The organism is Streptomyces sp. NBC_01017 (assembly GCF_045162795.1).
In the GTDB taxonomy this organism is placed as follows: Bacteria; Actinomycetota; Actinomycetes; order Streptomycetales; family Streptomycetaceae; genus Streptomyces; species Streptomyces machairae.
In genome coordinates, this window is record NZ_CP108683.1 from 3,573,165 (window position 1) to 3,591,838 (window position 18,674).

18 protein-coding genes are annotated in these 18,674 nt (G+C 70.3%); 1 reads left to right on the forward strand and 17 read right to left on the reverse strand.

Annotated features, from left to right (window positions below; all coding sequences use genetic code 11):
- Positions 1 to 56: 56 nt before the first annotated feature.
- The 12 genes from OG331_RS16185 to proS form a co-directional block, all read right to left on the reverse strand.
- The gene (locus tag OG331_RS16185) at positions 57 to 602 is read right to left on the reverse strand and encodes an NUDIX hydrolase (protein WP_406210058.1); all 546 of its coding nucleotides are present in this window, start codon (positions 600 to 602) and stop codon (positions 57 to 59) included.
- Positions 603 to 612: 10 nt separating this feature from the next.
- On the reverse strand, positions 613 to 1,389 hold the full coding sequence (lepB, locus tag OG331_RS16190; protein WP_406196677.1) for a signal peptidase I: 777 nt from the start codon (positions 1,387 to 1,389) through the stop codon (positions 613 to 615).
- A 127-nt stretch (positions 1,390 to 1,516) separates the two neighbouring features.
- Positions 1,517 to 2,485 (reverse strand): signal peptidase I, encoded by a 969-nt coding sequence (gene lepB / locus OG331_RS16195; protein ID WP_406196679.1) that lies wholly within the window; start codon positions 2,483 to 2,485, stop codon positions 1,517 to 1,519.
- On the reverse strand, positions 2,373 to 3,464 hold the full coding sequence (lepB, locus tag OG331_RS16200; protein ID WP_406196681.1) for a signal peptidase I: 1,092 nt from the start codon (positions 3,462 to 3,464) through the stop codon (positions 2,373 to 2,375). The genes lepB (OG331_RS16195) and lepB (OG331_RS16200) overlap by 113 nt, the downstream gene beginning before the upstream one ends.
- Positions 3,457 to 4,173 (reverse strand): signal peptidase I, encoded by a 717-nt coding sequence (gene lepB / locus OG331_RS16205; RefSeq protein ID WP_406196683.1) that lies wholly within the window; start codon positions 4,171 to 4,173, stop codon positions 3,457 to 3,459. The genes lepB (OG331_RS16200) and lepB (OG331_RS16205) overlap by 8 nt, the downstream gene beginning before the upstream one ends.
- A gap of 60 nt (positions 4,174 to 4,233) precedes the next feature.
- Complete coding sequence (gene rplS, locus OG331_RS16210) at positions 4,234 to 4,584, reverse strand: 50S ribosomal protein L19 (RefSeq protein ID WP_004924850.1); 351 nt, start codon at positions 4,582 to 4,584, stop codon at positions 4,234 to 4,236.
- Positions 4,585 to 4,718: 134 nt separating this feature from the next.
- Positions 4,719 to 5,552, reverse strand: a complete 834-nt coding sequence (gene trmD / locus OG331_RS16215; protein WP_406196685.1) for a tRNA (guanosine(37)-N1)-methyltransferase TrmD — start codon at positions 5,550 to 5,552, stop codon at positions 4,719 to 4,721.
- Entirely contained in the window at positions 5,552 to 6,103 is a 552-nt protein-coding gene (gene rimM, locus OG331_RS16220; protein ID WP_406196687.1) for a ribosome maturation factor RimM, read from the reverse strand. Before rimM ends, trmD begins: the two co-directional genes overlap by 1 nt.
- A gap of 126 nt (positions 6,104 to 6,229) precedes the next feature.
- Positions 6,230 to 6,469 (reverse strand): RNA-binding protein, encoded by a 240-nt coding sequence (locus tag OG331_RS16225; protein ID WP_003973401.1) that lies wholly within the window; start codon positions 6,467 to 6,469, stop codon positions 6,230 to 6,232.
- A gap of 2 nt (positions 6,470 to 6,471) precedes the next feature.
- Positions 6,472 to 6,891, reverse strand: coding sequence for a 30S ribosomal protein S16 (rpsP, locus tag OG331_RS16230; protein ID WP_406196689.1), 420 nt, complete (start codon positions 6,889 to 6,891; stop codon positions 6,472 to 6,474).
- Between the two features lie 352 nt (positions 6,892 to 7,243).
- Entirely contained in the window at positions 7,244 to 7,840 is a 597-nt protein-coding gene (locus OG331_RS16235; RefSeq protein WP_328878943.1) for a hypothetical protein, read from the reverse strand.
- Positions 7,841 to 8,100: 260 nt separating this feature from the next.
- Positions 8,101 to 9,516, reverse strand: a complete 1,416-nt coding sequence (gene proS, locus OG331_RS16240) for a proline--tRNA ligase (RefSeq protein WP_406196691.1) — start codon at positions 9,514 to 9,516, stop codon at positions 8,101 to 8,103.
- A gap of 197 nt (positions 9,517 to 9,713) precedes the next feature.
- Here proS and OG331_RS16245 point away from each other — a divergent pair, with 197 nt between their 5' ends.
- Positions 9,714 to 10,580 (forward strand): SAM-dependent methyltransferase, encoded by an 867-nt coding sequence (locus OG331_RS16245; RefSeq protein WP_406196694.1) that lies wholly within the window; start codon positions 9,714 to 9,716, stop codon positions 10,578 to 10,580.
- Between the two features lie 3 nt (positions 10,581 to 10,583).
- Here OG331_RS16245 and ftsH read toward each other — a convergent pair whose 3' ends face one another.
- The 5 genes from ftsH to OG331_RS16270 all read right to left on the reverse strand — a co-directional run bounded on the left by ftsH (position 10,584) and on the right by OG331_RS16270 (position 18,440).
- Positions 10,584 to 12,521, reverse strand: a complete 1,938-nt coding sequence (ftsH, locus tag OG331_RS16250; RefSeq protein ID WP_406196697.1) for an ATP-dependent zinc metalloprotease FtsH — start codon at positions 12,519 to 12,521, stop codon at positions 10,584 to 10,586.
- Positions 12,522 to 12,649: 128 nt separating this feature from the next.
- A complete protein-coding gene (gene ffh / locus OG331_RS16255; RefSeq protein WP_406196699.1) occupies positions 12,650 to 14,203 on the reverse strand; it encodes a signal recognition particle protein in 1,554 nt (517 codons plus the stop codon).
- An 83-nt stretch (positions 14,204 to 14,286) separates the two neighbouring features.
- Positions 14,287 to 16,734: a [protein-PII] uridylyltransferase gene (locus OG331_RS16260; protein ID WP_406196701.1), complete on the reverse strand. Its 2,448-nt coding sequence runs from the start codon at positions 16,732 to 16,734 to the stop codon at positions 14,287 to 14,289.
- 27 nt (positions 16,735 to 16,761) lie between these two features.
- Complete coding sequence (locus OG331_RS16265; RefSeq protein WP_280886673.1) at positions 16,762 to 17,100, reverse strand: P-II family nitrogen regulator; 339 nt, start codon at positions 17,098 to 17,100, stop codon at positions 16,762 to 16,764.
- On the reverse strand, positions 17,097 to 18,440 hold the full coding sequence (locus OG331_RS16270; protein WP_406196703.1) for an ammonium transporter: 1,344 nt from the start codon (positions 18,438 to 18,440) through the stop codon (positions 17,097 to 17,099). The genes OG331_RS16265 and OG331_RS16270 overlap by 4 nt, the downstream gene beginning before the upstream one ends.
- Positions 18,441 to 18,674: the final 234 nt, after the last annotated feature.

Sequence of the window (18,674 nt, forward strand, 5' to 3'; positions counted from 1 at the left end):
GGCATGTTCCCCTTCAGCCGTGCGATCCCACCATTGTGCGCCAGTCCCGTCCGCACCTAGACAATTTCGGAGTCAAGGGTCACGGGCCCGGCGGGGGGACCTTCGTCGAGCAGTGTGCGCAGTAGCTCGGCGAGTCTGGTCGGATACACCGTCTCATGTGCCTGGGCAAGTTCCCGACACGTCCACCAGCGTGCTTCGGCGACGCTGCGCCGCTCCAGTTCGGTGAGGCCCGTGGCCCGGGTCGCCGTCTGCGTCGTACGGGCCAGGTAGTACCACTCGTCCTGGTCCCAGCGACGGCCGGCGAACGGGAACGAGCACATCCGGTGCCACAGCACGGGGCCGAGTTCGACCTCGGTGATGCCGGTCTCCTCGGCGAGTTCCCGCAGTGCGGCCTGAGCGCGGCTCTCGTCGCCCTCGACGCCGCCTCCCGGGGTGAACCACCAGTCGTCGGACGGATCCTCCGGCTCGTGGCCGTGCAGCAGCAGAATGCGGTCCTGCGGGTCGAGGAGGACGACTCGGGCGACCTTGCGCAGTCCGCCGTCGTACGAGTCGCCGTACGGCCCGTTCCCGAGGCCTGTCCCGCCGTACGGACCGTTCCCCACGCCCGCCGCCTCAGCGGGCACCCGCGGGCTCCGTACGGGTCTGGGAGCGCTTGCTCATTCGTTTCGCGATCGGGCCGTAGGCGCCGCCGGCCAGGACGAGCACGCCTCCGCCGACGATCAGCACGACCATCGTCCGCAACGGCCCCGGCGACGACAGGGCACCGAGCTGCCCGAAGCTCGTGGCGGGCTCCAGCATGCCGTCCACGGGCCAGACCACGGCGTCCACGCGGGCCGACACGGCGCTGCGTGCCACGGTGCCCTTGGCGGCGTCCGTGAGGTGGGCCGTGGAGTCCAGGGAGCCGCTGCGCTCGTCGCCGAGCAGGAAGAGCCTGTCCTTCGGCACCGTCACCGTCGGGAAGTTCTGGAGCTCGGCCAGGCCGTCCTCGGCGAGGTAGGGCTCGTCGATCTGCTTGCCGTTGACGGTCAGCTTGCCGTCGGTGCAGCAGGCGACCGTGTCGCCGCCGACGGCGACCACGCGCTTGACGACGGGTGCGTTGCTCACCCAGGTCTTGTCGGTGAAGACGACGACGTCACCACGGCGTACCTCACCGCCGTCGACGCGCTGGGCCAGCACCCGGTCCCCCGCACCGATCGTCGGCGCCATCGAACTGGTGGGCACGGTGTACGGCCGGTAGACCACCACTCCCCAGGCGAATCCGCCCAGGAACAGCACAAGGCCCAGCGCCACGGCCAGTCCGGACAACCGCTCTCCGGTCCGGCTGCCCGCCGGGCCACTGCTCGCGCCACCGCCACGCGGCGCCGTACGTATCGTGCTCTCGCCACCCATGGGTCCGCACCCTACCCGGCGGTACCGACACCGGGCAGCCCCTCCTGAGCGCCCGGAGCCACCGGCTCGGCAAAGCTTTCCCAGCTCTCCGCAGCGGGGGCCTCGCCCCAGGAAGGGCGTCAAGCGGTCAGCGGGTCTGCGTCGCCTTGATCCGCTGCCGGCGCCACAGCACCAGCGGCACCGCACCGGCGAGCGCAAGGCCCTGCGGGGCGACCGTCAGAGCGGCGGACCGGGCGCTCAGGTTCTGCTCGAAGGTGTCCGGGACCGGCAGGTTGTCCCAGCGGTTGATCGGCCAGGCGATCACGATGGCGCGGCCGACGACCTCGTCGACGGGGACCATGCCGTGGTTCTTGTCGGACTGGTTGTAACGCGAGTCCCGGGAGTTCTGCCGGTGGTCGCCCATGACCCAGATCATGCCCTCGGGGACCTTGACCTTGAACTGGCCGCCCTGGTCGTCCTGGCTGCAGGGGGTGTTGCCCGGGTAGACGTACGGCTCGTTCAGCGCCTTGCCGTTGACCAGCAGCGGGCCGGTGCCCTCGCACTGGATCGTGTCGCCGCCGACGCCGACGACACGCTTGATGAGGTCCTTCTCCTCGGCGGACGGCATCAGGCCGATCCAGCTGAGAAAGGTCTGCAGCGCGTTGGGGTCGGGAGTGGGCTCACCCGCAAGCCACTGGTCGGGGTCGTGGAAGACGACGACCTCGCCGCGCTCGGGCTCGGAGCCGAACCAGGGGGTGAGCTTGTCGACCAGGACGCGGTCACCCTGCTGGAGGGTGTTCTGCATCGAGTCGGAGGGGATCGAGAACGCCTGCACCAGGAACGTCTTGATCAGCAGCGCGAGGACGAGCGCGATACCGATCAGGATGGGCAGCTCCTTCCAGAAGGAGCGCTGCTTCTTCGACTGGGGGGAGGCCCCGCCCGACCCCTGACCGTCGGTCGGCGGCTGCCCGCCGGACCCTTCGCCGTCGCCGGCCGCTCCGGGGTCATTCCCGGAGGTCACGGCGCCGTCCGCGGCCGGGTCGGCTGCTCCCACGGGGCGTCCGCGGTGCTCCTCGCCGTCGTGCCCGGATCGTGCGCCAACCGCCACATCCCCCACGCCAACTCCTCACTCTGTGCCGCTGCCTGCCCGCAAGACGGTGCAGGCCCACCACTCCCATAACGAGCGGGAGTTCCGCAGGGCTCGGGAGCTGAATCGTTCTGATCGATTCGTCGGAAGCAACCCTATGCGACTGCTGGGCGGCCGCGGTCGACCCGGTCGCCGCGTCGGACACCGATGCGTAAGTTTTAGGTTCCTCGAGTGAGTTCCAGTGACCGAAGGGCCAGGCGATGACCATGGCCCGTCCCACGACCTCGGTCTCGGAGACCGTGCCGCCGTAGCCCTGGTTCTGGTGTGCGCGGGAGTCCGCGGAGTTGGCGCGGTGGTCGCCCATCACCCACAGCCGGCCCTGCGGGACGGTGATGTCGAACTTCGAGTCGGAGGGGGCGTTGCCGGGATAGAGATAGTCCTCGATCAGGGGAACGCCGTTGACGGTGACTCGCCCTTGCGTGTCACAGCACTTGACGCGGTCGCCGCCGACCCCGACGACACGCTTGATGAGGTCCTTCTCGTCCTCGGACGGCAACAGGCCGATGAAGGTGAGAGCCTCCTTGACCTGCTTGATGACGACGGGGTCCTCCTTCTTCACCGTCGTCTGCTCGTCCTGGAGCCAGCCTCCGGGGTCCTTGAAGACGACGACGTCCCCGCGCTGCGGCTCGGAGCCGAACCAGGGGGTGAGCTTGTCGACCAGGACACGGTCGCCGATCTGGATCGTCTGCTCCATCGAGCCGGACGGGATCACGAAGGCCTGGACGAGGAACGTCTTCAGAACCAGCGCTATGAGGACCGCGACGCCGACGAGGAGGGGTATCTCCTTGATCGCGGAGCGCCTGCGGCGGCGCTTGACCTTGCGCTGGAGCTTGCGCCGCTCCGCGCGCGTACGACCGCCGGCAGGGCTGGCGGCGCGCCGGGAACCGGTGGGCAGCAGATTCTCGGCGGGGCTGCTCGGGACGCCGCGCGGTTTGCCACGGTTACCCATGCGCGCCCTCCGCTGCGGGCACGCGCGCGTAGGCGTCCGGACGGTCCAGGCGGGTCCAGTGGGCGGTCGGCCATACGATCCAGTCGACGCGGCCGATGACGTCGTCGAGCGGGATCATGCCGCCGCCGGGCGAGCCGAGGTGGTCGCGGGAGTCGCTGGATTCGCTGCGGTGGTCGCCGAGGACGAACAGGGTGCCGTCGGGCACGACGACGTCGAAGGGCACCGTGGACGCGCTGTCGCCGGGGTACAGGAACGTCGACTCGTCGACCGACCGGCCGTTCACCTGGATCCTCCCCTCCTCGTCACAGCAGACCACGTGGTCTTCCCCCACACCCACAACGCGCTTGACGTAGTCCGCATCCCCGAAGTACCCAGTTCCGTCGAACACGACAACATCGCCGCGTCGCGGCTCGGCACCGAAACGGTACGCCAACTTATTTACGAGAACGCGGTCGCCGATCCTCAATCCGGACTCCATGGATCCGCTGGGAATCTCGAACGGCCGTAGCACGAACGTGTTGAGCAGCAGCAGAAAGACCAGGAAGACCAGCAGGGTCAGGCTGATCCGCCCGCCCGGGATCCATTCGGTGATCCGCGACACCAACGCGAAGCGCGACCGGCCCTCCTGTCCCTCGGTGTCCGAGATCGCCTCGGAGTCGGAAGGGCGGGAGGAGCGGTCGCGCTCCGTCGGCTGTGCTTCGGTGTCCATCGGGGCCAGATGTTATCCGGCCCCGCTCGGGACCCCGCGGGGGCGAGCCCCCGAAAGCGCTCAGTTCTCGCGCTTCTCCTTGATCTTCGCCGCCTTGCCGCGCAGCTCACGCAGGTAGTACAGCTTCGCGCGACGCACGTCACCGCGGGTCACGAGCTCGATCTTCTCGACGATCGGGGTGTGCACCGGGAAGGTGCGCTCGACGCCGACGGAGAAAGAGACCTTGCGGACCGTGAAGGTCTCGCGAACGCCGGCGCCCTGGCGGCGGATCACAACGCCCTTGAACTGCTGCACACGGGAGCGGTTGCCCTCGATGACGCGGACGTGGACGTTGACGGTGTCGCCCGGGCGGAAGGCCGGGACGTCGCTGCGCAGCGACGCGGAGTCGACGGAGTCGAGCAGGTGAGACATTTCGTCTGCTTTCTTCGCCCATGCCACAGGTCATAGGCGGGAGATAGGTTCTTCGTGAGGATGCTGTTCGCGTCGGGGCGGGCGTCGTGTCCCCCTGTGGCAGGGGCGCATGCCGGACGGCGCACAACAGCGCCCTATTCTTCCACGCCCTCGGTCCTGCGCCAAAATCGGCCGAACCGCTCCCCCTCCGGGTCGGGCATCCAGCCCAGGATGGAGAGCATCTCGCGGTCCTTCTTGTCGAAGGCCTTGGGGTCGCAACGCTCGATCAGGTCGGGCCGGTTGGCCGTCGTACGCCTGAGCGCCTCGTCACGCCGCCAGCGGGCGATCTTGCCGTGGTGGCCGCTGAGCAGCACGTCGGGGATGTCCCGGCCGCGCCACTCGGGCGGCTTGGTGTAGACGGGACCCTCCAGGAGGCTCGCCATCGCGCCGGGCGCGAAGGAGTCGTCCCGGTGGGACTCGGCGTTGCCCAGGACGCCGGGCAGCAGGCGGGCCACGGCTTCGGTGATGACCAGTACGGCCGCCTCGCCGCCGGCGAGGACGTAGTCCCCGATGGACACCTCGTGCACCGGCATACGGGTCGCGTACTCGTCGATCACCCGGCGGTCGATGCCCTCGTAGCGGGCCGGCGTGAAGATCAGCCAGGGCCGCTCGGAGAGTTCGACGGCGAGTTCCTGGGTGAAGGGGCGGCCGCTGGGGGTGGGGACGATCAGGGAGGGACCGCGGGAGCCCGTCTCGTAGCCGTCGGCCAGGACGGAGTCCAGCGCGTCACCCCAGGGGTCGGTTTTCATGACCATGCCGGGGCCGCCGCCGTACGGGGTGTCGTCGACCGTGTTGTGGCGGTCGTACGTCCAGGTACGGAGGTCGTACACCTGGACGTTCAGCTGCCCACGCGCGCGTGCCTTGCCGACGAGGGAGACGTTCAGAGGCTCCAGGTACTCGGGGAAGATCGTGACGACGTCGAGCCGCATCAGCCCTCGGCCTCCGCATCGCGGGCCGAGGCGATCTCCGCGTTGTCGTCGATCAGACCCGGGGGCGGCGTGATGACGGCGCGCTGCTCCTCCAGGTCGATCTCGGTGACGATCGCCTCGACGAAGGGGATCATCACCTCGCTCCCGTCGGGCCGCTCCACGATGAAGAGGTCCTGGGACGGCAGGTGCGAGATCTCGGTGATACGACCGACCTCGATGCCGTCCACGGTCACCACGTCCAGGTCCATGAGCTGGTGGTCGTAGTACTCGTCCTCCTCCTCGGGCAGCTCGTCCGGGTCGATCTCGGCGATGAGGAGGGTGTTGCGCAGCGCCTCGGCGGCGGTGCGGTCCTTGACCCCCTCGAAGCGCAGGAGGAGGCGGCCGCTGTGGACGCGGCCGGTCTCGATGGTGAGCGGCCCGGTGGCGGCCGGGTCGGTGGCCAGGACGGCGCCGGGGGCGAGCCGCAGTTCCGGCTCGTCGGTGCGAACCTCGACGGTGACCTCGCCCTTGATGCCGTGGGCGCGGCCGATCCGTGCGACTACCAGCTGCACTGTGCTTGCTCTCCTGTCATGCGACTGGCCGTACGACGCTTACGACGGCCATGAACCGCCCGTACGACTACGGGCCGGGGACGGCCCAGTGGCCCTCCCCGGCCCGAGCCGGTGCTGCGTTCGGCGTCAGCGGACGTGGTCCACGTCGACGAGGTCGACACGGACACCGCGGCCGCCGATGGCGCCCACGACGGTGCGCAGAGCGCGTGCGGTACGGCCGTTACGGCCGATCACCTTACCGAGGTCGTCGGGGTGGACCCGGACCTCCAGCACGCGCCCGCGACGCAGGTTGCGCGAGGCGACCTGCACATCGTCCGGGTTGTCGACGATGCCCTTCACGAGGTGCTCGAGAGCCTCCTCGAGCATGCTCAGGCCTCGGCCGACGCGGACTCGGCGCCAGCCTCGTCCTTCTTCTCCGCCTTCTTCTTCTGGGTGATCGCCTCACCCTTGCCCTCGTCCTCGCCGCTGAGGGCCTCGAACGTCGGGCGCGCCTTCTTCGGCTCGGCGACGAGCAGCGGAGCCGGGGCGGGCTCGCCCTTGAACTTCTGCCAGTCGCCGGTCTTCTTCAGAATGGCGAGGACGGGCTCGGTCGGCTGGGCGCCGACACCGAGCCAGTACGCCACGCGCTCGGCGTCGACCTCCATCACCGACGGGTTGTACGTCGGGTGGTACTTGCCGATCTCCTCGATCGCACGGCCGTCACGGCGGGTGCGGGAGTCGGCGACGACGATGCGGTAGTGAGGCGAACGGATCTTGCCCAGACGCTTCAGCTTGATCTTGACTGCCACGGGAGTGGGTTCTCCTGGATTTGACGTGGTTGGGCACGGCGAGATGGCCGCGTGGGGTTGCGGTACCCGAGTGCCCGATGGACGCGTCAGCCGGAGGCGAGAGGGTTCCTGTGCGGCTGTCGAGTACAGCTAGCCATTGTGCCACACCCTGCGGGGCGCTTTTGAGCCGAGGGGCGGGGCGGGTGCCCGGGCATGCCTGAAAGGCACCCGGCGAACGGGATTCCGTCGGGCCTGGGGCGTGCAGCCCGGCGCTTACGGGGTGCCGTCGACGCGACTGCGCAACGGCACCCCGGCGGTCGACGCCACGTACTGAACCGGCAGCCACGAGATGCCGGTGTCCGACGGGACGTCGTTACGCCGCTCCGACCACCTCGGGGATCCGGAACGGCTTCCCGCAGCCGCCGCACACGATCGGCGCCTGCGCCAGCACCGAGGGGACGACCCGGACGTTACGGCCGCAGTCGCAGACCGCCTTGACGCGGACTCCGCCCCCGGAGGAGCCGTGGCGGGCGGCCGGGCCCCGGAAGGTCCTGCTGGTGTCGGCGGAGGTGGCCATCGTGTGGGCCTTCAGGGCGCGCTGGAGGCGTTCGATGGTCGGGCGGTAGCGGCGCTTGGCCTCGGGGTTGAGCGTGACCAGGGAGAAACCGCTGCTCGGGTGCGGCTCCTCGGGGTGGTCCAGGCCCAGTTCCTCGGCGACGGCGAGGAATCTGCGGTTGTGGTAGCGGCCGGCCCGGGAGGTGTCGCGGACGCCGCGCGCGGCGGCGATGCCATGGACTGCCTCGTGAAGCAGTCGCTCGAAGGAGAGCTCGTGACCGCAAGCGGACGACGACTCCCCGATCAGGGACTCTGGCGCGGCGAGATCCGGCAGCTCGGGGTGGTACCGCTGAATGTCGGCCCACGCCTGCGCCAGCTCTGCGGCGAGTACAGGTGGTGTCTGTGTCGTGCTCACGTAATGACAACGAGCCGGAGTGCCGCTGTGTTCCGATTCCGGGGCATCCCAAATAATTTGCACGTACCCGTCAGTTGCGAATGATGCGCCCGGACGAGGGCGGGTGCGCTGATCTGCGGAGAAGCCTCACAGCTCATACCAAGCCGGTGCGTAGTCTGACGTACGCCCCGGCGCGTACGCCCCGTCCACGCGCCGGTGCGGCTGTGGTCCGCGAATGCGCAAGAGGCGTTTCGGCCGCTCTCGTTCCACACGGCGTCGGCTCAGTATGCGCGCGCCACTACGGCGACGTTACCGGGTGCCTCATCGGCGTCCGGCACCGACCCGTCCTCGGCGACCAGACACCGTACGGTCACCGCGTGCTCGGCCAGCCTGGCCTCGCCCTCTTCGCCGAGTGTCGCCCAGGGGATGCGCGCCCAGCCGCCGGCGACGGCCGCCTCGACGGCCTCCCCGATCGTCGTCACGTCGGTGGTGCGGGACTCGCGGCGCTCGCGGGCCTGGGTCAGCAGCAGCGCCTGGTCCTCGTCGAGGACGGCGGGGAGCAGTCGCAGAAGATCATCGAGCGCGATCGGCGTCTTGCCGCCGGGGATGCGGCGGGCCAGCATCGCGGTGCCGTTCTCCAGGTCACGGGGCCCGACCTCGATGCGGACGGGCACGCCCTTGAGCTCCCAGTCGACCGCGCGACGGCCGAAGGGGGTGTCGGTTCGGTCGTCGACGTGGACGCGGATGCCGGCCGCTGTCAGCCGGTCGCCGATCTCGCGGACCTTGGCCAGAACCGCCTCGTCGCCCTTGATGGCGAGGACGACGGCCTGGATCTGCGCGAGGCGCGGCGGGACCCGCAGGCCGTTGTCGTCGCCGTGCATCATGACCAGGGCGCCGATCATGCGGGTGGTCGAGCCCCAGGAGGTCTGCCAGACCAGTTCCTGGGTGCCGTCCTGCGACAGGTACGAGGTGTTGAAGGCCTTCGCGAAGTTCTGCCCCAGCTCATGGCTGGTGGCCATCTGCAGGGCCTTGCCGTCGCCCATCATGCCTTCGAGCGTGAGGGTGTTGACGGCGCCGGCGAAGCGCTCCTTGACGGTCTTGCGGCCGGGGACGACGTCCATCGCGAGGACGTTCACCATGAAGTCCTCGTAGACCGCGCGGTGGATGTGCGCGGCGAAGTCGCGGGCGTCCTCGTAGGTGGCGTGCGCGGTGTGGCCCTCCTGCCACAGGAACTCGGTCGTGCGCAGGAAGAGGCGCGGCCTGAGTTCCCAACGGACCACGTTCGCCCACTGGTTGATCAGCAGGGGCAGGTCGCGGTAGCTCTGCACCCACTTCGAGAAGTAGTCGTTGATGATCATCTCGGAGGTGGGGCGGACGACCGCCAGCTCCTCCAGCTCCTTGCCGCCGCCGTGCGTGACGACCGCGAGCTCCGGCGCGAAGCCCTCGACGTGGTCCGCCTCGCGCGTGAGATACGACTGCGGGATGAGGAGGGGGAAGTACGCGTTCTGCGTGCCCGTCGCCTTGATCCGGGAGTCCATCTCGGCCTGCATCCGCTCCCACAGGCCGTACCCGTACGGGCGGATGACCATGGTGCCGCGCACCGGGCCGTTGTCGGCCAGCTCCGCCTTGGCGATCAGATCCTGGTACCAGCGCGGGAAGTCGTCCGCCCGTGGCGTGAGTACGGGTGCCTTTGCCATGGCGAGATGGTACGGGTCCACGTTGCCGGAATGTGAATTTTGGCCACGAACGCAGGGATCTCACAAGCCGGGCTCCGCGACCCCTGGACGGAGCGGCGGGTGCGGAGTTTCCTGGCATACGGGGGGATGTGAGCGCATGTCACGGGGGCCACGAAATCAGGTACAGCGGCAACTCTCGGCGGATTGGGGCGCTTTAGATGACACCTACGCTCGTGCGGCAGCACCCACCTCATGCGGGCGCGACACCCCGCGTGAACCCGAGTGCACGCGCGCGTGACTGGTCCGAGATCCAGGAGCGGATGCTGGTTCCGCTCTACGAGGCCGTCTACGAGCGAGTGGAAATGGGCGCCGGGACCCGGCTGCTGGGCCTCGGCTGCGGCAGCGGGCTCGCCCTGCTGATGGCGGCGTCCAGAGGCGCGGCCGTCACCGGTGTCGAGTCCTCCTCCCACGAACGGCTGGCCCTCGCGCGGCAGCGGCTGCTGCCCGAGGCGTGGGGCACGCGCGCGCGTGGCGAGGCCCGGCTCGTGGACGGCTCGCCCGGCGACCTGGCCGCCGCGGCGGGCGCGGACTCGCCCGCGTACACGCTGGTGACCGCGTTCGAGCCCATCGGGTGCCTCGCGGGTGACTCGGAGGGGCTCGGTGAGGCGCTCGCGGCGGTGACGCCGCTCGCCGAGCGGGGGGCGCCCGTGGTGCTCGCCGGCTGGGGCCCGCCGGAACGCTGCGCCACGTCGTCCGTGCTGCGGGTGGCCACCAAGCTGGCCGATCCCCTGCGCAGTGCGGGCAGTTGGCGCCCCGCCCGGCGCGACGACCTGGAGGAGGTCGCCCAGCGCGCGGGCCTCAGGCCCGACGGTTCCGGGCGGGTGGCCTGCCCGTTCGGGTACGCGGACGTCGACAGTGCCGTACGCGGGCTGCTGTCGACGGGGCTGTTCGACGCGGCGGTCGCGGCGACCGACCAGGCCCAGGTGGACAAGGAGGTGACGGAGGCGCTGCATCCGCACCTGCGGCAGGACGGCACGGTATGGATGCCGAACGTCTTCCGGTACCTGATCGCCCGCGTGCCTTGAGCCCTACTGGGCGTCGTCCTTCTTCAGCCGCGTGATCCCCGCGATCCGGTACGCGGCGGCCTCCTCCAGCGTCTCGTTCTCCAGCAGCGCCTCGGCCAGGGCGTTCAACTGCCCGCGATGGTCCCGGAGTTTGCGGCAGGCCTCCTCGTAGCACTCGTCGACGATCCGGCGCATCTCGGCGTCGATCACGTCGAGGGTCTGCGGGGCTGCCGCGAGCCCGTACGCCTGCTGGGCGTCGCTGGGCAGGGCGGACAGCCGGCCCACGCGCTCGCTCATGCCCCAGCGGGCGACCATGGCGCGCGCGATGTTGCTGACCTGTTCGAGGTCGTTCTCCGCGCCCGTGGTGACCACCCCGTAGACCACCTGTTCGGCCGCCATGCCGCCCAGGGCGCCGATGATCCGCCCGCGCAGATAGCCCTCCGAGTGCGCGTACCGCTCCACCTCGGGGGTCGACATCGTCACCCCGAGCGCCCGGCCGCGGGGCACGATGGTGATCTTGCGTACGGGGTCGGCGCCCGGCTGCAGCATGCCGAGGAGGGCGTGTCCGCTCTCCTGGTATGCGGTGCGCCGGCGGTCCTCCTCGGGCATCACCAGGGTGCGCTCGGCGCCCAACTGCACCTTCTCCAGGGCCTCGGACAGGTCCGGCTGGGTCACCTGATCCTGCTTGCGCTTGACGGCGAGCAGAGCGGCCTCGATGGCCAGGTTGGCCAGATCCGCGCCTGTCATGCCCGGGGTGGTGCGGGCCAGCTGGGTCAGGTCCACGTCCTCGGCGAGCGGGATCCCACGGGTGTGGATGCGCAGGATGGCCTCGCGCCCGCCGCGGTCCGGCGGCGCGACGTTGACCACCCGGTCGAAGCGGCCGGGCCGGGTCAGCGCGGGGTCCAGGATGTCGGCGCGGTTCGTCGCCGCGATGACGATCACGCCCTCGGAGCCGGAGAAGCCGTCCATCTCCGTGAGGATCTGGTTCAGCGTCTGCTCGCGCTCGTCGTGGCCGCTCACCGAGGCGCCGCCGCCCCGCATCCGTCCGATGGTGTCGATCTCGTCGATGAAGATGATCGACGGTGCCACCTTGCGGGCTTCGGCGAACAGTTCCCGGACGCGGGACGCGCCGACGCCGACGATCATCTCGATGAACTCGGACGCGGAGGCGGAGAAGAACGGCACGTCCGCCTCGCCCGCCACCGCGCGCGCCAGCAGGGTCTTGCCAGTGCCGGGCGGGCCCGCGAGCAGCACGCCGCGCGGCATCTTCGCGCCCATCCTGCGGTAGGCGTCGGGATGCTCAAGGAAGTCGACGACGTCGTCCAGCTCGCCCTTGACCTCGTCGATGCCGGCCACATCGGCGAAGGTCGTGCGCTCCTTGCCGGGCTGGAGCTCCACCGGTTTCGGCGGCGCCTTGCGGCCGAGCATGCCGCCCGCGCCGCCCAGGCCGGCGCCCATCCGCCGGGCGACGAAGATCCAGACCGCGAGCAGCAACGCGATCGGGATCAAGGAGAACAGCAGGTTGGACAGGACGCCGCGCTCCCGCACGACCGGCTCGGCGGTCACCGTCACGTCGCGGCTGCTCAGGTCCTGCCAGAGGTCGTCGTCCGCGAAGGCAGGGCGCTGCGTCTTGAACTTGGTGTAGTCGCCGTCGCCGTCGGGATTGTCCCGGGCGCTCTTGAGCTCGCCCTGGATCGCGTCGCCCTTGGAGTAGATCTTGGAGACGTTGCCGGCGTCGACCTGCCTGCTGAACTCCGTGTACGAGATGGTCGGCTCGTTGCCCCGGTCGAGATAGGTCAGTCCCACATAGGCGAGCAGAAAGACGATTACCGCGGTGAGGAGCAGGCCCCACCAGCGACCGCGCATCCGTCGGCCGCGGGGCCGCCCGGGCGGCTCGTCCGGCGTGCCCTCGGTGCGCCACGGCTGGTCAGGAGCCTTGCGCGGCGGCGCGGCATTGCTCATATCTGGACGTTACGGCAGATACCTGGCGGTGGCATGCGCTGGGGGCGCCCCTCAAAGCGAGGGGCGCCCCCAGTGACGTGAACGACGGGATCGCCGACGGGCTGAGACAGCCCTGACGAAACGAACCGTCAGCCCATGAACTTCTTGAACTCGTCCGGCAGCTCGAAGTCCTGCCCGCCCTGCTGGCCCGGCAGCCCGAGGGCGCCGCCGGCCTGGGCGGCGGCGGCCCGGCGGGCGGCCTCCTCCTGCTCCTGCTGCTTGCGCTTCATCGGGTTGCCGGAGCGCTGCTTGCCCTTGGCCTTCTTCGGCGCCTTCTTGGTGCGGCCGGGGCCGCCGCCCATGCCCGGCATCCCCGGCATCCCGGGCATGCCCCCGCCCTGGGCCATGCGGGACATCATCTTGCGGGCCTCGAAGAACCGCTCGACGAGGTTCTTGACGGCGCTGACCTCGACACCGGAACCGCGGGCGATACGGGCGCGCCGCGAGCCGTTGATGATCGTCGGCTCCTGGCGCTCGCCCGGCGTCATCGACTTGATGATCGCGGCCGTGCGGTCGACGTCACGCTCGTCGAAGTTGTTGATCTGGTCCTTGATCTGGCCCATGCCCGGGAGCATGCCGAGCAGCTTGGAGATGGACCCCATCTTCCTGACCTGCTCCATCTGGGCCAGGAAGTCGTCGAGGGTGAAGTCCTGGCCCTTCTTGGAGGCCAGCTTCTCGGCCATCTTCTGGGCTTCGGCCTGGTCGAAGGTCTTCTCCGCCTGCTCGATCAGGGTGAGCAGGTCACCCATGTCGAGGATGCGGGAGGCCATCCGGTCCGGGTGGAAGGCGTCGAACTCGTCGAGCTTCTCGCCGTTCGAGGCGAACATGATCGGCTTGCCGGTGATCTGCCGGATCGACAGGGCCGCACCACCGCGGGCGTCACCGTCGAGCTTGGAGAGCACCACGCCGTCGAAGCCGACGCCGTCGCGGAAGGCCTCCGCGGTGTTGACCGCGTCCTGACCGATCATCGCGTCGACGACGAAGAGGATCTCGTCCGGCGAGACCGCGTCCCGGATGTCGGCGGCCTGCTGCATCATCTCCTGGTCGATGCCCAGGCGGCCGGCGGTGTCCACGATCACGATGTCGTGGACCTTGGTCTTGGCGTGCTCGATGGAGTCCTTGGCGACCTTGACCGGGTCACCCACGCCGTTGCCCGGCTCGGGCGCGTAGACCGCGACGCCGGCGCGCTCGGCGACGACGCTGAGCTGGTTCACGGCGTTCGGGCGCTGGAGGTCGGCGGCGACGAGCAGCGGCGAGTGGCCCTGCTCCTTCAGCCAGTGGGCGAGCTTGCCCGCGAGGGTGGTCTTACCCGCACCCTGCAGACCGGCCAGCATGATCACGGTCGGCGGCTGCTTCGCGAACCGCAGGCGACGGGTCTCCCCGCCCAGGATCGTGACGAGCTCGTCGTTGACGATCTTCAGAACCTGCTGGGCCGGGTTCAGCGCCTTGGAGACCTCGGCGCCGAGCGCACGCTCCTTGACGTTCTTGATGAACGTGCGGACGACGGGCAGCGCCACGTCCGCTTCGAGGAGGGCGATGCGGATCTCGCGCGCGGTCGCGTCGATGTCCGCCTCGGAGAGCCGTCCCTTGCCGCGCAGGTTCTTGAAAGTCGCTGAGAGGCGATCGGAAAGAGTATCGAACACGGCGCTCGCGGTCCTCGGGGTCGGTGGCGGCTGGCAATCGCCCTCCAGGGTATCCCGGCGGCGCAGGTTGCCGGGATACCCGTTCAGCCGCGCAATGTCTCCTCCAGCTTGCGGGCCACGGAGGCCGCCTCTTCCCTGGGCAGCGGCGCTCCCTCGGGCCCTGTGACATAGAACGCGTCGACGGCGTTGGCGCCCAGGGTGCTGACATGGGCACTGCGCACCCGTACACCCGCGTCCTCCAGTGCCCGGCCGATCCGGAACAGCAGCCCGGGGGCGTCCTGGGCCCGTACCTCGATCACCGTGGCCAGCCGGGAGGCGGCCGGGTGGACGGACACCCTCGGTGGCGGCGCCACCACGCCCCGGCGGCGCGGGTATGCCGCGTCCCGCTCGGCGAGACGGCCCGCGATGTCCAGTGAGCCGTCCAGGGCGCGTACGAGGTCGGCGCGCAGCCGGGTGGCCTGCGGCAGGGAGCCGTACTCGGCGGCGACCCGCCAGTTCAGCAGCAGGACGGAGCCCTCGACGCCGTCCGGGAGATCCAGGGCACGCAGTTCCGCGGCGCGGACGGTCAGCCGGTGCACCGCCAGGACGCCGGCCACCGCGGGCAGTACGCCCGGCTGGTCCGGTACGGCGATCAGGAGCTCCACGCCGAGCGGCTCGGGATCACCGGCAGGCTGCCCCTCGGCCGGCGGCTCGGTCTGGGCGCGCAGCGCCAGCACCGGGCTGCCGGTGGCGATCGCCTCCAGGGCGAGCCGTTCCTGCTCGGCGGTCGGCGCGGCGGCCTCGGGCTCGGCGGGGTCGTCCCCGGCGAGTACCGCCGCGACCCGCTTCACCAGGTCGGCGACGAGGGATCCGCGCCACGACGACCAGGCCGCCGGACCGGTGGCCAGGGCGTCCGCCTCGGTCAGGGCGTGCAGCAGCTCCAGCGTGCCCTGCGAGCCCACCGCCTCGGCGACCGAGCGCACGGTGGCCGGGTCCTCCAGGTCCCGCCGGGTGGCCGTGTCGACGAGGAGCAGGTGATGGCGTACGAGGGTGGAGAGCACGCTCACGTCGTCGCGGTCGAAGCCGATGCGCCCGGCCACGTCCTTGGCGATGATCTCGCCGGCCACCGAGTGGTCGCCGGGCCAGCCCTTGCCGATGTCGTGCAGCAGCGCGGCGACCAGGAGGAGGTCGGGGCGGTGGACGCGGCGGGTGAACTCGGAGGCGCGCACCGCAGTCTCGATCAAATGCCGGTCGACGGTCCAGATGTGTACGGCGTTGCGCTGCGGACGGCAGCGGACCCGCTCCCAGTCGGGCAGCAGGCGGGTGATCAGCCCCTCGGCCTCCAGCGCCTCCCAGACGTCGACGGTGGGGCTGCCGGAGCCGAGCAGGGTGACCAGCTGCTCGCGCGCCTCGGCGGGCCAGGGTGTGGGCAGCGGGCGGACGGCGGCAGCCATGCGGCGTACGGCATGCAGGGAGAGCGGCAGTCCGGCCTGCGCGGCGGCGGCCGCGGCGCGCAGCGGGAGCACGGGGTCGCGTTCGGGGCGTGCGGCGCGGGCGAGCACCACCTCGCCGTCCTGCTCGACCACACCTTCGGCCAGCGGAGAGCGCTCGATGGTCGGCTTCCCGCCACCCAGCATGGCGCGCAGACGCGGCCGCACGGCGCGCGACCGCAAAACGCGCCCCACTTCACGCCAAGTGACATCACTCGCATACGAGATGACCCGCGCCGCCTCGTACACCTGCCGCAGCAGCGTGTCGGCGTCGAGCAGCCCGAGTTCGGCGGCGACCTGGTCCTGCTCCTGCAGGGCGAGCCGGTCGGTCGCGCGCCCGGTGGTCAGGTGCAGGGCGTCCCGCACGTCGAGCAGCCTGCGCCGGGCGTCGTCGAGGCCCTCGCGCGGGGCGTCGGCCAGCCAGGAGGCGGCGACGGCGCGCAGGATGGTGGCGTCCCGCAGGCCGCCGCGGGCTTCCTTGAGGTCGGGTTCCAGGAGGTACTGCAACTCGCCCTGGCGCTCGGCGCGCTCGGCGGACAGCTCCTGGAGTTCGGGCAGCCGCTTGGGCGCCTGGTTGCGCCAGTCGGCCAGGACCGCCGTCCGCAGTCCGGCCGTAAGGCCCAGGTCGCCCGCGATGTGCCGGGCGTCCAGCAGGCCCAGCTGGACCTTGAGGTCCTCGCCGGCCGTCCTGCGTGCCTCGGCCGGCGTGCGCACCGAGTGGTCGAGGGCGAGGCCGAGGTCCCAGACGGGGTACCAGATGCGGTCGGCCAGGGCGGCCACCGCCTTGCTGTCACCGTCGTCGTGCAGCAGGAGCAGGTCCAGGTCGCTGCGCGGGGACAGCTCGCCGCGGCCGTATCCGCCGACGGCGATCAGGGACACTCCGCGCATCCCCTCGGCGCCGGCGGCGAACAGGCCGGTCAGCCAGTCGTCGGTCAGTTCCGCGAGGGCGGTACGGCGCGGCGGCCCGGACCGCGCCCCCTCGGTGAGGAGGCGCAGCCGGGCCGCCGCATAGCCGCTGGGTCCCGAGTCCTCTGCATCCTTGCGAACGTCCGTGCCCGTCACCCAGCGACTCCTGTTCTGTTTCCCTGCTTAGAGCGCGTCCGGGCCGCGCTCGCCGGTGCGGACCCGTACGGCCGTCTCGACCGGGAGGGACCAGACCTTGCCGTCACCGATCTTGCCCGTGCGGGCGGCCTTGACGATGACGTCGATCAGCTGCTCGGCGTCGTCGTCCTCGGCCAGGACCTCGATGCGGATCTTCGGGACCAGGTCGACGGTGTACTCGGCACCGCGGTAGACCTCGGTGTGGCCCCGCTGACGACCGTAGCCGCTCGCCTCGGTGACCGTCAGGCCGTGCACTCCGAAGGCCTGGAGGGCTTCCTTGATCTCGTCGAGCCGGTGGGGCTTGACGACGGCGGTGATGACCTTCATGCGTCCACCTTCTTGCTCGCTGCCGCCGCGACCGGAGCCGGGCCGGCGGTACGGGCGGCACCGCCGCCGGCGCCGCTGAAGTCGTATGCGGTTTCGGCGTGCTCGGCCTGGTCGATGCCGGCGACCTCGTCGTCCTCGGGGACGCGCATCCCGATGGTCTTGTCGAGGATGAAGGCGAGGATCGCGGAGACGATCAGCGAGTAGGCCAGGACCGCGAAGACACCGGCGCACTGCTTCCAGAACTGGTCGAGGCCACCGCCGTAGAAGAGGCCCTTGACCTCGGACTGGCCCTTGCCGCTGGCGAAGAAGCCGATCAGCAGGGAGCCGACGACACCGCCGACCAGGTGGACGCCGACCACGTCGAGCGAGTCGTCGTAGCCGAGCTTGTACTTCAGGCCCACGGCCACGGCGCACAGCAGACCGGCGATGGCGCCGACGGCGATCGCGCCGAGCGGGCTGACCGCGCCGCCGGCAGGAGTGATGGCGACCAGACCGGCGACCGCGCCGGAGGCGGCGCCCAGCGTGGTGAACGCGCCGTGGCGGATCTTCTCGTAGATCAGCCAGGCCAGCATGGCCGCGGCGGTGGCGACCTGCGTGTTGACGAACATCAGCGCGCCGACGCCGTCGTCGTTGCCGAGCCAGGAGCCGGCGTTGAAGCCGAACCAGCCGAACCACAGCAGACCGGCGCCGAGCATGACCAGCGGCAGGCTGTGCGGGCGCATCGGGTCCTTCTTGAAGCCGACGCGCTTGCCGATGACGAGGATCACGCCGAGTGCCGCGGCGCCCGCGTTGATGTGGACCGCCGTACCACCGGCGAAGTCGATCACACCGAGTTCGAAGGCCCAGCCGCCGGCGCCCCAGACCCAGTGCGCGACCGGGAAGTAGACGACGGTGGCCCACAGGGCGATGAACAGCGCCCACGCGGTGAACTTCACGCGGTCGGCCAGCGCACCGCTGATCAGTGCCGGTGTGATGATCGCGAACATCAGCTGGAAGACCAGGAAGACGAAGATCGGGATGGTGTAGCCGTCCCACAGCTGCGTCAAGCCGATGTTGCTGAGGCCGACCCAGTCCGAGTTCCAGCCGATGAGGCTGCCGGAGTCGGTGCCGAACGCCATGGAGAAGCCGTACAGCACCCACAGGATGGTGACGATCCCCAGGCTGATGAAGCTCATCATCAGCATGTTCAGGGTGCTCTTGACGCGGACCATGCCTCCGTAGAAGAAGGCCAGGCCGGGGGTCATGAGCATCACCAGGGCGGAACAGATGAGCATGAAGCCTGTGTTGGCGGACGACAGCGTGGGTGCGTCCGCCGCAAGCGTGATGGCGGCTGATGCCATCGGCGTCTCCTCGTCGATTGGTACGGCCCCGTGCGGGCGAAGCCTGAGCGGAATGAGGGGTGGGCCGGTTATGCGCCATGAGATTGGCGCAGCGCCGTTTCGGTGGAAGCCCCTCGTTGTTTCGCCGCCGTGACGAAGGCGCCCTGCGTGTTACGCGTCGATGAACTGCAAGATCTCCGGCTGCCGGATCGTTATCGTGGCGCAACCTTCACTGAAGGAAGAAAAAGCCGGCCG